An 11,851-nucleotide genomic window follows, 5' to 3' on the forward strand; every position below is an offset into this window, starting at 1 on the left:
TCCTCATCGAGTACGACCACCGCGCCCCGCCCCGACCAGGAATGAACCTGAGCACGGCCGACCTCCTCCCAGTCGATGAAGGGGCCGCCCCGACCGGGGGGAATGACCGGGGCGGCCCCGACGCAGGACCGACCGCCGGGTCGTCGCCTCCACCAGCCGGGCCGCGTGCTCTCCACCCTGGACGGCGCGGCCTGGACGCGGGATGATTCCAGGGCTTACTACGCAGCGCGGTCACGTACTTACCGGAGAGGTAAGGATGAACATCGAGATGTGGGTACGGGCGCTGAAGGCCGCCCGGGCCGGCGCGGAGGTCTCCCAGGAGGCCCTGGCGACCCTGATCAGTTGGAGTCCCTCCACGGTGGCCGCCATCGAGACCGGCCGCCGCCGGCCGACGATGGAGTTCGCGGTGGCCGCCGACGAGGCCCTGGCCACCGGCGGCCTCCTCGCCGAACTCCTCAAGGCTGCGGACCATGAACACGGCCCATCCTGGTTCGTTCCGTGGCGGGGCTACGAGCAACGGGCGACGCGCCTCCGTGCCTTCGAGGCATGCCTTGTGCCCGGTCTCCTACAGACCGAGGAGTATGCCCATGCCGTCATCTCCGCGGGCGGGTTGCAGCCGCCCGCTGTGGTCGACGAACTTGTCGCGGTTCGCCTGGAACGTCAACGGCTGCTGTCCCGGGAGGCGCCGCCGCACTGTGTCTTCCTGGTGGATGAAATGGGCCTGCATCGCCCCGTGGGCGGACACGCCGTGCTCAACGCCCAACTCGGTCGACTGCTTGAGGTGGCGGACCTTCTGTTCGTGCGGCTGCACGTCATTCCATTGAGCGTCGGCGAGCATGTCGGGTTCGGTGGCGGCTTCGTATTCGCCGACCTGCCCGACGGAGACAGGGTGCTCTACCTGGAGAATGCCGTTCGCGGGCACGTCATGGACGACCCGCAGATGCTCCGATTGATTGATCGCAAATGGGATAGTCTGCTCGGCGAAGCACTGTCCACAGGCGCGTCGATGGACCTGATTCGGAAGCTGAAGGTGACACCATGACGATGATTGAGCCGCGCTGGCGCATTTCCACCAGGTCGACCGACTCCGGCGGCAACTGCGTCGAGGTGGCGGACAATCTGCCGGGTGTCGTGCTGGTGCGGGACAGCAAGGATCGGTCCGGGCCGGTGCTCACGTTCAGCCCGTCGGCCTGGACCGGATTCCTCGCCGCCCGCGCACCTCGCGGCCCGATCGCCTAGCGCCGTGGCGTGACGGTGGCCAGCAGCTCCGGCTGACGCCGGTCCAGTACGTCACCGGCCAGGTACGCGCCGAGCAGCGCCGTGCCCAGCCCGTACGCCGTGCCGAACGGTAGGGCCAGCCAGAGCCAGGCGTCGCCGAGCAGCGCGGCGGCCACCACCATCGGCACCCCGACGACCGCCGTGGTGACCATGGCCAACAGGGTGAGCAGCCCCTTCGCCATGCCCGCGCCGCTGTTCATCCCGAACGGGTTGCTCGTCTCCGGCAGTGAGTACGCCCCGAGCACCGAGACGAAGCTGTTCACCGCCAACCCGGCGCCGTAGGTGGCGACCAGACTGCCCACCATCAGCCCGATCCACTCCGGTCGACTGAGCAGTACCGACAGCACCACCGCGACGAGCGCCAGCATCGGTAGGACGTACAGCGAGAAGGCGGTCATCCGCGCGCGCAGCTCGACCCGACCCGGCACGCCGGCCACGACATTCGCGGCGTACGCGCTGCCGTCGAAGCCGAACTGGTTGGCCAGGGTGGCCGAGGAGACTATGCCGACGACGAGCAGGGAGAGGGTGACCACGACCGGTGAACTGTCGCCGGCCGCCGCCGTGAACCCCCCGTTCTCGGGGGACGCGAAGTCTCCACCCATGACGTTGACCAGGACGGGCACGAAGATGCCGACCACCGCGATCGTGATCAGGTTGGCTCGGCGGCGGGCGTCCCGCCACCAGTAACGGGCCTCCCGGGCGACAAGCGCGCCGAACCGGTCCCGCCGTGCCCAGGTGGTGGCCCGGGGGAACAGTTGGGCGACCGCGCCTCCGTCGACCCCGCGTCGGGCCGGTGCCCTGCCGGCGGTCGCGGTGCCGACCATCGCCGACTCCAACGACCGCGACCACCAGGCCAGCAGGGCCACGATCGCCGCCACCGTGATCAGCAGTTTGAGCGGGGCGGCCCACACCCGTCCCTGGGCCATGTCGATACCGGCGGTCCACGGAGCGCCGAACGGCGTCCACCCGAGCACCGATGCCGGCCCGGTCAGTCGAGTCCAGTCCGTCTGGCGCAGCGCCGCCAGGCCGAAGACCTGCAACGGGCCGAGCAGCGCGGCGGTCACCGCCAGCAGCACGGCCGCCAGGTCCCGCACCCGGCGGGACCGCAGCATGCTGGCGAAGGCGCTGGTCACCGCCCGGCTGGCGGCCACGCAGAGCAACAACCCGGCGAGTACGCCGAGCACGGCCACCACGCCTGCGGACCAACCGCCGAGCGCCCACGCGGTCAGCACCAGCCCCAGCGCGGCGACCGCCGCCGCCAGCACCGGCACGCTGACCAGCGCGGCGGCGAACAGTCCGACGACCAGGGTGCGGCGCGGCAGCGGCAGCAAGGCGAACCGGGCCGGGTCGAGCGTCTCGTCCACTCCGAAGAAGACAAGTGGCAGCAGCAGCCAGCCGAGCACCAGCAGGCCTCCGCCGGCGGCCGCGACCAGCACCGCGTACCGACCGTCGCCCGTCATGCCGGGCGCGGCGAATAGGAAGAAGCCACTGGCCGCGAACCAGAGGCCGACCAGCGCCCCGCCGACGAACATGGCGATCCGCCAGCCCTGGCCCCGAAAGTTGTTGCCCATCACCCGCAGCTTGAGCCGCACGAAGTGCCGCGCGGAGACCTTTCGCGCGGGCGCGGTCGGCGCGGCGGGCGCGGCGGGCGCGCTCACCGGGACAGCCATGACAACTCGTCACCGGTGGCGGTACGCCCGCCCACGACCTCGACGAAGACCTGCTCCAGCGAGCGCTCGCCCCGGACGTCCGCGATCGTGCCGACCCGCTTGATGGTGCCCTGGGCCAGGATCGCCACGTGCGAGCACAACCGCTCGACGACCTCCATCACGTGACTGGAGAAGACCACTGTCCCGCCGCCGGCCGCGTACCGGGTGAGAATGTCGCGGATCAGCGCCGCCGACACCGGGTCGACCGCCTCGAACGGCTCGTCCAGCACCAGCACCCGCGGGCCGTGCAGCAACGCGCAGGCCAGGCCGATCTTCTTCTTCATGCCTGCCGAGTAGTCCACCACCAGCGTCCGGCCGGCGTCGCCAAGCGCCAGGACGTCCAACAGTTCCGCGGCCCGCTGGTCGACCACCGCCGGGTCCATTCCTCGCAGAAGTCCGTTGTACGCCAGCAACTCCGCACCGCTGAGACGGTCGAACAGCCGTACACCGTCGGGCATCACACCGAGCAACTGCTTGGCCGCGACCGGATCGCGCCACACGTCCTGGCCGAGCACCCACGCCGAGCCGGCGTCCGGGCGCAGCAGCCCGACCGCCATCGACAGAGTGGTGGTCTTGCCGGCACCGTTCGGGCCGAGCAGCCCGTAGAAGGAACCGGCCGGTACGTCCAGATCGACGCCGGCGACCGCGACCGTGCCGTCGAACCGCTTTGCCAGACCACGCAGCACGAGCGCGGGATGCTCACCAGTCATGGGGCCGACGTTATCCGCCGATCGCCAGTTCCACCGTCCGGCGGGGACGGACTCGCGATCCTTCCCGAGGCGTAGTTCGTAGCAGCAGCCGTTTCGCAGCTGCTTGCCGAGTGCCCGCCTCTGCCGCCAGGGTGTGCAGGGTCCCGCTGAACGCGAGCCCAGGCTGCCGATGTCGTCGTTGCCCCACGGCGCGCCGAACCCCTGCAAATCGGCGAGGAAGGTGCGCAGCTCGGTGCGAAAACGATCGGAGATGTCCTGGAGGCTGGTGCCAGCGTCGCGCAGCCCGTCCGGGTCCACGAGCCGGGCCATGTCAGGGCCTCCCGCCGGCGGAGAGTCGTTCCTGCACGCTGCCGAGGGTGTCGATGAGCCCCTGCAACTGCGGCACGGCACCCCGTTGCAGCTCACGCAGTTGTTCCAGCATGGCCACTGTGTCCGGCGCGGCGGTGGAGTCGGCCAGCGCGGTCCGCAGGTCGGTCAGGGCGGCGTTGGTGGCGGCGCGAATCTCCTCCCACCGAAAGCGCAAGACCGCGGGGCGCTAGAGGCGGAGGGCTTCGGGGGTGTGCAGGCGGAGCATGGTGGCGGCGACGTCGGCTGGCGCTCGGCGGCGGGTCGCCATCGACACGGCGACCATCACGGTGAACGCCAGCGGCACCGTCCAGGCGGCCGGCTGTGCGGTGAGGGTGGCGGGCCAGCCCGACAGCGGCGGGCCGAGAACGGTCACCAGCACCGCGCCGATCGCCGCCCCGCCGCCGACCAGCACACCCGCGGCCGCGCCCAGGTCGGTCAGTCCTCGCCACCAGATGCCGAGCACCAGCAGCGGGCAGAAACTCGACGCGGCGACGGCGAAGGCCAACCCGACCACCTGCGAGACGTCCAGGCCGGAGACGTGCAGGGCCAGCACCGCCGGTACGCCTCCGGCGATGACGGTCGCCAACCGGAAGCCGCGCACCGAGCCGCGGCCGAGCACGTCCGTCGAGATCACCCCGGCGACGCTGGTGAGCAGGCCCGACGAGGTGGAGAGGAAGGCAGCGAACGCGCCCGCCGCGACCAGCGCGGCGAGCAGCCGCCCGGCCAGCCCGTCGCCGAGGACCGCGCCGGGCAGCAGGACCACCACCGCGTCGGTCTGCCCGCTGACGAGCAGTTGCGGTGTGTAGATCCGGCCCAGCACCCCGTACAGGGTGGGCAGCAGGTAGAACGCGCCGACCAGGGCCAGGACCACGAGCGTCGTTCGGCGCGCCGCCGCGCCGTCGGGGTTGGTGTAGAAGCGGACCAGCACGTGCGGGAGGCCCATCGTGCCCAGGAAGGTGGCCAGGATCAGCGAGTACGTTCCGAAGAGGCCGCGGTCGTCGGCTCCGGCGGCGCTGGGCAGCAGCCAGTCCGCCGCGTCGGTGGCCACCCCGGCCACCGCCGGCACCGGGTCGCCGGCGGCGAAGGACAGTTCGTCGCCGGGGCGTACCTCTCGAATGTCGCCATCGGCCAGGGTGAGGGTCGCGCGGTGCTCGACCACGACGGTGGTCGCGGCCCGGAACGTCGGCCCGTCCGGCGGCGTCACCGCCGGGCGGGCATCGGCCTGCCACTGCAGCGCCAGGAAGATCACGGGTACGGCGAGAGCCGTCAACTTGAGCCAGTACTGGAACGCCTGGACGAAGGTGATGGCCCGCATCCCGCCGAGCGCCACGTTCGCGGTGACCACGGCCGCGACGAGAAGAGCACCCACGGGGTACGGGGAACCGGCGACCGTGGCGAGGGTGAGCCCGGCACCCTGCAACTGCGGCACCAGATAGAGCCAACCGATGAAGATCACAAAGGCGGTGGCGAGGATGCGCAGGCGGCGGGACCCCAGCCGCAACTCGCAGAAGTCGGGCAGCGTGAACGCGCCGGAGCGGCGCAGCGGCGCGGCCACGAACAGCAGCAGCGCCAGGTAGCCGGCGGCGAAGCCGACCGGATACCAGAGCACGTCCACGCCGTACTTGAGGACCAGACCCGCGATGCCGAGGAAGCTCGCGGCCGACAGGTACTCCCCACCGATGGCGGCGGCGTTCCAGGGCGGACTGATCGCCCGCGAGGCGACCAGGAAGTCGGACGTCGTCCGGGCCAGCCGCAGCCCGTAGAACCCGATGCCGACGGTGACCAGGGTGACCGCGACGATGGCCGGAACCACGTAGCCGTTGCCCACGTCAGTGCTCCGGCCGCTGCACCAGGTCGGTGAAGTCCTGCTCGTTGCGCTCGGCCAGCCGCACGTACGCCCAGCCCACCGCGATCAGGAACGGGAACGAGGCCACCCCGAGCAGCAGCCAGGGCAGGTTGACGCCGGCCACGGTGGTCCGGCCGAGCGACGGTGCGATGGCGAACAGCCAGGGCAACCCGCCCAGCCCGATGGCGACCACCAGCGACAACCGCAACGCCAGTGCCAGCTGGGCCCGGACCAGGCCACGGACCAGCGCCTCGCCGACCTGGGTCTGCTGGGCCAGTTCGGCGCGGGTCCGCTCGGCGCGGGTGTCCCGCCGGGTGATGTCGGCCAGCACGATCCGGGCCCGCCGGGGCGGCGGGACCGCACCGCCCGACCCCACATCAGGGAGTTGCTTGGCCACCCCGGCAGTCTTGCCCGCCTCGCGCGATTGTCAAGCGTCGGCGCTCACCGGTAACGCAGGCCGAAGCAGTGCGACGCGGGGCCCGCCACCGGGATCCTGTCCAGCTCGCGGCGGGCGCGCTCCCGTCCGAGGTTCGTCGCCCACAGGCCGTCCCGGGGCAGGCCGGTCGCGAGCCGGTTCAGGGCGCAGATCCGCACCGGTTCGGGCAGCCGGGCCAGGGCCGGTACGGCGTCCGCCGACAGGCTGGCCACGTAGTCGACGTCCAACCGGCCGGTCTCCAGGTACCGGTCGACGTTCCGGTCGGCGATCAGCCGATCGGGGTTGACCAGGGCCAACCCGAGCAGCGCCAGCACTGCCGTGCCGATCACCAGCCGGGGTAGCCAGGATCGGGACGGGCGGTGGCCGCCGGAGTCGCCGGAGCTGCCTGGCCCGCCTGGCCCGCCTGGCCCGCCTGGCCCGCCGGAGCTGCCGCAGCCGGCGGGGTGGGCAGCGTGGCCGGTGGCGTCGCCGACGTGGGCGGAGCGGTCGATGGTTTCGAACCCACGACGACGGCGATGCCGAGCGCGACGGTGCCGGCAAGCGCGGCCACCAGCCAACCGATCCCGGGACGAACCACCGTGAGCGTCGAGGCACCGAGGACGGCGGCCACCGTCAGGGCCCCCAGGACCAGCGGACGCGCGGCACCGGACGGCCCTGGCCAGCGTCGCTCGATCAGTGACGGTGGCCGGGGCACGACCGGTAGGGCAGCCATCGGCTGGGGCCAGGCGGGGAGCGGCCGTGCCGGTGGCCCGATGCTCGGCGGTGCCGCTGGCCCGATGCTCGGCGGTGTCGCTGGGCCGGCCGTCGGCTGCGTCGGTGTGCCGGCGACCGGCGGCGTCGCCGGGCCAGTGGTCGAAGGCGGAGTGCTGCCAGGGGTGGTCATGCGACCTCTCCTCGGTGTGGTCTGTTGTTCGGGATGGTGACCTCGATGCGGCAGCCCGGCCGGGGGCCCTTGACGGTGCCGACCGGGTCGAGGACCGCGATCCGACCGCCGTGCAGTTCGACGACCCAGCGCGCGATGGCCAGGCCGAGGCCGGTGCCACCACCGGCGGCCCGGTCACCGCGGGTGAACCGTTCGAACACCCGGGACCGCTCGGCCGTCGGGATGCCCTGCCCCTCGTCGCTCACCTCGAAGCGGAGCTGGCCGGCGTGCTCCTCGGCGCCCACCCGCACGGTGCCACCGGGTGGGCTGTGCCGTGCCGCGTTGTCCAGCAGGTTCGCGAACACCTGGTGCAGCCGCCACGGGTCCGCGTGCACGGTCAACGGCGTCGCCAACTCGCGCAGTCGGAAGTCGACGTCCAGCCCGGCCCCGGCCGCGCTCGCGGTGGCGTGCTCCACCGCCTCGTCGAGGAAGTCGCCCACGTCGATGTGGACCCGGCGCAGCGGCACCACCCCTGCGTCGAGCCGGGACAGGTCGAGCAGGTCGGCGACGAGATGTCCGAGCCGCTCGGTCTGGGACAGCGCCGCGCGCAGGGCCGCCGGCTCCGGCTCGGCCACCCCGTCCACCATGTTCTCCAGTACGCCCTGCAACGCGGTGATCGGCGTCCGCAGCTCGTGGGAGACGTTGGCGATCAGCTCACGCCGCCGCTGGTCCGCCGCGTGCAGGTCCTCGGCCATCTTGTTGAACGCCTGGGCCAGCTCGCCCACCTCGTCGCGGGAGGTGGCGCGTACCCGACGGGTGTAGTCGCCGCGGGCCATCGCCCCGGCGGCCGCCGTCATCTCGCGCAGCGGCGAGGTCATCCCGTGGGCGAGCACCTGCGAGGTGACCAGCGCGATGCAGATGGCGGTGATCGCCGTGCCCGGTGGCAGCCAGCCGATGCCGTACCAGAAGTAGCCGATGGCAACGGCCCAGGAGGCGACCAGCAGCACGCCGAGCTTCATCTTCATCGAGCGGACCGGGTCCAGGGGACGGGGAAGCACCCGGCCCAGCCAGTCCACCAGGCGGGCACTCACGAGGGCACCTCCAGGGCGTACCCGACGCCGTGGACGGTCCGGATCAGGTCGGCACCGAGCTTGCGGCGCAGCGCCTTGATGTGGCTGTCCACGGTGCGGGTTCCGGTGCCGTCGGCCCAACCCCAGACATCGGCGAGGAGCCGCTCCCGGGGTAGGACCGTCCGGGGCCGACTGGCGAGGTGCAGCAGGAGGTCGAACTCGGTCGGTGTGAGGTGCACGTCCGCGCCGGCCCGCCGTACCCGACGCTCGGCTTCGTAGATCTCGATGTCGCCGAGGCGGATGGCGGGTGGTGCGGGAGTCGCGGCCCGTTCCATCCGACGCAGCAGCACGTGTACGCGCGCCGCCAGCTCCCGCATCGAGAACGGCTTGGTGAGGTAGTCGTCCGCGCCGACCGCGAGCCCGACGAGCAGATCCGTCTCGTCGTCGCGGGCGGTGAGCATCAGCACCGGCACCGGCCGGACGGCCTGGATGCGCCGGCACACCTCCAGGCCGTCGAAGCCGGGCAGCATCACGTCGAGGACGACGAGATCGGGCTGCCCGGTCCGGAAGCGCTCGACCGCGCCGGGCCCGTCCGTGGCGATCTCCACGAGGAAACCCTCGGCGCGGAGTCGGGCGGCGACCGACTCGGCGATGGTGCGTTCGTCCTCGACGACGAGGACGCGGCGTTCCTTCATGGGGTCTGACTGTAGGGAGCCACCGTGGAGACCAGTGGGTGGCATTGTGAATAACCTGTGGAGAACGTCGTGGGCCTGTGGATAACCCGGTGGACAGGGCATCTGGCCTCACCGAACGTCCACGGCTCGTTGTGGACGACCGACCGAGCTGTCAGGGTGGACCGGTAGAAAGGAGGTGTGACGGTGACCAATCCTGCCCGGCCCGGCCGGGGTGACGCCTGGACGGTGGACGATCTCCAGGGCCTCCCCGAGGACAACCAGGTCTACGAGATCTTTGACGGGAGTCTGCACGTGTCCCCCCACGCGGATGTCTTCCACGGCGCGGTCGCCAACCGCCTCCGCCGAGTGCTCGACCGGCAGGCACCGGCTGGCCTGATCGTCGGCCAGGACATCGGGGTCAGCGCGAAACGTTCGTCGTACTTCGTCCCGGATCTCTTCGTCGCGTACGAGAGTGCGATGGACCGCGGTGGGGCGGCGCTGGCACCGGGCGACGTGCTCCTCGTCGTCGAGGTCATCTCACCGAGCAACACGGGCCGTGACCTGGTGCTCAAACGACACGAGTACGCAGCCGCCGGTATCCCGCTGTACTGGTTGGTGGAGCCGCGTAAGCAGACCTTGACGGTGCTCGTGAACGGCCCGGGCGGTTACCGCGAACAGATCGTGCTGGCAGCCGGTGAGGTGCACCGCGCCGATCAGCCGTTTCCCCTCGCCTTCGCGCCGGCCGACATCTTCTGAGCGGCACGGCCGGCCTCCCGGATGTCGCATCGGCTACCGTGCAACGTACGGGAGAGTCGGGGGTCTTCCCGCCTCAGCGACTCCAGTCCTGCTTCGCCGCCCTGACCAGCTTGTCCTTCAGCTCCCGGGTGTGCCGCCGGCTCACCGGCAACTCGGTGGAGTCGACCACCACCACGTAGCCGGAGTTCACCAGGCGCAGCTCCGCGATCAACTTCAACCGCACCAGGTACGACCGGTGCACCCGGACGAAGCCGGCATCCCCCCACCGCTCGGCGAGTGTGGCCAGTGAGACCCGCACCAGGTGCGACCCCTCGGCAGTGTGCAGCCGGGCGTAGTCCCCCTGCGCCTCCACCCACCGCACCGCCGAGCGGGGCAGCATGCGGGTCGTACCGGCCAGCTCGATGGGGATCGTCGGGTCCTCCTCGGCCCGGGCCAGCGCCGCCGGATGCGACGGCACCACCCGCGACCCGATCACCCGCCGCAGCGACTCGGCCAGCCGTTCGGCGCGTACCGGTTTGCGCACGTAGTCCGTGGCGCCCAGGTCGAAGGCGTCCACCGCGCCATCGTCGTACGCGGTGACGAAGACGATCGCGGGTGGCCGGGCGAACCGTCGCAGCACCCGGGCCAGCTCCATGCCGTCCAGGCCGGGCATCCGGATGTCCAGGAAGACCACGTCCACGTCACCGTCGCGGAGCAGTCGCAGCGCCTCGGTGGCATCCCCGGCGGTGTGCAGGCGGGCCACCCGGGGGTCGGCCCGCAGGTGGTACGCCAACTCGTCGAGCGCGGGCGGCTCGTCGTCCACCGCCAGCACCCGGAGGAACCCGGTGGTCACGAGCCGGCCCGTACGCCCGGGTGGAACTTCGGCACCCGCACGCTCACCCGGGTGCCCGACCCCAGCCCGGTCTCGACGACCAGACCGAACCGGTCACCGAAGACCGAGCGCAGCCGCTCGTCGACGTTCGAGAGGCCGACGTGCTGGCCCGTGTCGTCACCCGGGTCGCCGGTGCTGCGGGCCAGCTCGGCGATGCCGGCGGTCAGCGCGGTCGGATCCATTCCCACCCCGTCGTCCTCCACCGTGATGTGGCATTCGGCGCCCGCGTCCCGGGCCTCGATGCTCACCATGCCCGTGCCCGGCTTGCGGGACAACCCGTGCCGGACGGCGTTCTCCACCAGCGGCTGGAGACACAGGAACGGCAGCGTCACCGGCAGCACCTCCGGTGCGATCTGCAACCGCACCTGCAACCGGTCGCCGAAGCGGGCCCGCTCGATCGTCAGGTACCGGTCGATCGACCGCAGCTCCTCGGCGAGGGTGGTGAACTCCCCGTGCGCCCGGAACGAGTACCTGGTGAACTCCGCGAACTCCAGGATCAACTCCCGGGCGCGCTCCGGATCGGTGCGGACGAACGAGCCGATCGCGGTCAACGCGTTGTAGATGAAGTGCGGGCTGATCTGCGCCCGCAACGCCCGGATTTCGGCCCGCGCCAGGCGCTCCCGGGAGGAGTCCAGCTCGGCCAGGGCGAGCTGGTTGCCGGCCCAGTGCGCGGTCTCCAGGGTGGCCTGCACCAGCCCGGGCGCCGGCACGTTGTCGGCGATCGCGACCAGCGCCCCGACCACCCGGGCGTCGGCGCCGTGCAGGGGCGCGATCACCGCACCCCGGATCGGGCAGTCCACCCGATCGCAACGCAGGTCGGACTCCCCGAGCACGGTCGAGCGCCCGGAGGTGATCGACCGCTGGGCCGCCGCGAGCAGTTGCTCGCCGTGATGCGTGCCGCGTCCGTCGAGGGCGAGCACCTCGTCGGCGTCCGTGAGCGCCAGCCCGACCGCGCCCACCAGGGCCCGCAGATGGCGTACGGCCTTCGCCGCCCCCGCCGCGCTCAGCCCCGCCCGCAGCGGCTCGGCGGCCAGTCCGGCGGTGTGCAGCACCTCGTAGGTGGCCCGCTGGGTGGCGGTGGCGATGCCGCGCCGAGCGCGCAGTCGCAGCACTGCCAGCAGAGCTGCGGTCAGCGCGGTGACCAGCGAGACGACACCGACGACGGCGGAGAGGTTGCCACCCACGCAGCGATCCTGACGGCTCGCCGCCGTCCGCGCTAGGCCGTGTCTTGTGGATCAGGTTTCGCGGGCGAGGTCGCGGAGCCAGATCTTGATGGTGGCGATGTCGATGG

The 11,851-nt window shown here is 71.8% G+C and carries 14 protein-coding genes; 3 read left to right on the forward strand and 11 right to left on the reverse strand.

Annotation, left to right across the window (positions count from 1 at the left end):
* Positions 1 to 256: 256 nt before the first annotated feature.
* Both ACLQ24_RS20560 and ACLQ24_RS20565 read left to right on the forward strand, forming a co-directional pair.
* Entirely contained in the window at positions 257 to 1,042 is a 786-nt protein-coding gene (locus tag ACLQ24_RS20560) for a helix-turn-helix domain-containing protein (RefSeq protein ID WP_425893332.1), read from the forward strand.
* Complete coding sequence (locus tag ACLQ24_RS20565; protein ID WP_425893333.1) at positions 1,039 to 1,239, forward strand: DUF397 domain-containing protein; 201 nt, start codon at positions 1,039 to 1,041, stop codon at positions 1,237 to 1,239. Before ACLQ24_RS20560 ends, ACLQ24_RS20565 begins: the two co-directional genes overlap by 4 nt.
* Here the strand turns inward: ACLQ24_RS20565 and ACLQ24_RS20570 are convergent.
* The 9 genes from ACLQ24_RS20570 to ACLQ24_RS20610 all read right to left on the reverse strand — a co-directional run bounded on the left by ACLQ24_RS20570 (position 1,236) and on the right by ACLQ24_RS20610 (position 8,954).
* On the reverse strand, positions 1,236 to 2,948 hold the full coding sequence (locus tag ACLQ24_RS20570; RefSeq protein ID WP_425893334.1) for an ABC transporter permease: 1,713 nt from the start codon (positions 2,946 to 2,948) through the stop codon (positions 1,236 to 1,238). The genes ACLQ24_RS20565 and ACLQ24_RS20570 overlap by 4 nt on opposite strands.
* Entirely contained in the window at positions 2,933 to 3,697 is a 765-nt protein-coding gene (locus ACLQ24_RS20575) for an ABC transporter ATP-binding protein (RefSeq protein ID WP_425893347.1), read from the reverse strand. Before ACLQ24_RS20575 ends, ACLQ24_RS20570 begins: the two co-directional genes overlap by 16 nt.
* 310 nt (positions 3,698 to 4,007) lie before the next feature.
* Positions 4,008 to 4,220 (reverse strand): hypothetical protein, encoded by a 213-nt coding sequence (locus tag ACLQ24_RS20580; protein WP_425893335.1) that lies wholly within the window; start codon positions 4,218 to 4,220, stop codon positions 4,008 to 4,010.
* A gap of 12 nt (positions 4,221 to 4,232) precedes the next feature.
* A complete protein-coding gene (locus tag ACLQ24_RS20585) occupies positions 4,233 to 5,873 on the reverse strand; it encodes a cation acetate symporter (RefSeq protein ID WP_425893336.1) in 1,641 nt (546 codons plus the stop codon).
* 1 nt (position 5,874) lies between these two features.
* Positions 5,875 to 6,288, reverse strand: coding sequence for a hypothetical protein (locus ACLQ24_RS20590; protein ID WP_425893337.1), 414 nt, complete (start codon positions 6,286 to 6,288; stop codon positions 5,875 to 5,877).
* Between the two features lie 44 nt (positions 6,289 to 6,332).
* The gene (locus tag ACLQ24_RS20595) at positions 6,333 to 6,656 is read right to left on the reverse strand and encodes a DUF4153 domain-containing protein (protein ID WP_425893338.1); all 324 of its coding nucleotides are present in this window, start codon (positions 6,654 to 6,656) and stop codon (positions 6,333 to 6,335) included.
* Positions 6,653 to 7,039: a hypothetical protein gene (locus ACLQ24_RS20600; RefSeq protein WP_425893339.1), complete on the reverse strand. Its 387-nt coding sequence runs from the start codon at positions 7,037 to 7,039 to the stop codon at positions 6,653 to 6,655. The genes ACLQ24_RS20595 and ACLQ24_RS20600 overlap by 4 nt, the downstream gene beginning before the upstream one ends.
* 167 nt (positions 7,040 to 7,206) lie before the next feature.
* Positions 7,207 to 8,280 carry a HAMP domain-containing sensor histidine kinase gene (locus tag ACLQ24_RS20605; RefSeq protein ID WP_425893340.1) on the reverse strand — a complete coding sequence of 358 codons (1,074 nt, stop codon included), beginning with the start codon at positions 8,278 to 8,280 and terminating at the stop codon, positions 7,207 to 7,209.
* Positions 8,277 to 8,954, reverse strand: coding sequence for a response regulator transcription factor (locus tag ACLQ24_RS20610; protein ID WP_425893341.1), 678 nt, complete (start codon positions 8,952 to 8,954; stop codon positions 8,277 to 8,279). The genes ACLQ24_RS20605 and ACLQ24_RS20610 overlap by 4 nt, the downstream gene beginning before the upstream one ends.
* 183 nt (positions 8,955 to 9,137) lie before the next feature.
* On the opposite strand from ACLQ24_RS20610, the gene ACLQ24_RS20615 reads away from it, so the two are divergent.
* Entirely contained in the window at positions 9,138 to 9,689 is a 552-nt protein-coding gene (locus tag ACLQ24_RS20615) for a Uma2 family endonuclease (protein WP_425893342.1), read from the forward strand.
* 73 nt (positions 9,690 to 9,762) lie between these two features.
* On the opposite strand, the gene ACLQ24_RS20620 is transcribed toward ACLQ24_RS20615, so the two are convergent.
* A complete protein-coding gene (locus ACLQ24_RS20620) occupies positions 9,763 to 10,521 on the reverse strand; it encodes a LytR/AlgR family response regulator transcription factor (protein WP_425893343.1) in 759 nt (252 codons plus the stop codon).
* Positions 10,518 to 11,744 carry a sensor histidine kinase gene (locus ACLQ24_RS20625; protein ID WP_425893344.1) on the reverse strand — a complete coding sequence of 409 codons (1,227 nt, stop codon included), beginning with the start codon at positions 11,742 to 11,744 and terminating at the stop codon, positions 10,518 to 10,520. Before ACLQ24_RS20625 ends, ACLQ24_RS20620 begins: the two co-directional genes overlap by 4 nt.
* Positions 11,745 to 11,851: the final 107 nt, after the last annotated feature.

This window comes from Micromonospora sp. DT4 (genome assembly GCF_049841675.1).
Taxonomy (GTDB): domain Bacteria; phylum Actinomycetota; class Actinomycetes; order Mycobacteriales; family Micromonosporaceae; genus Micromonospora.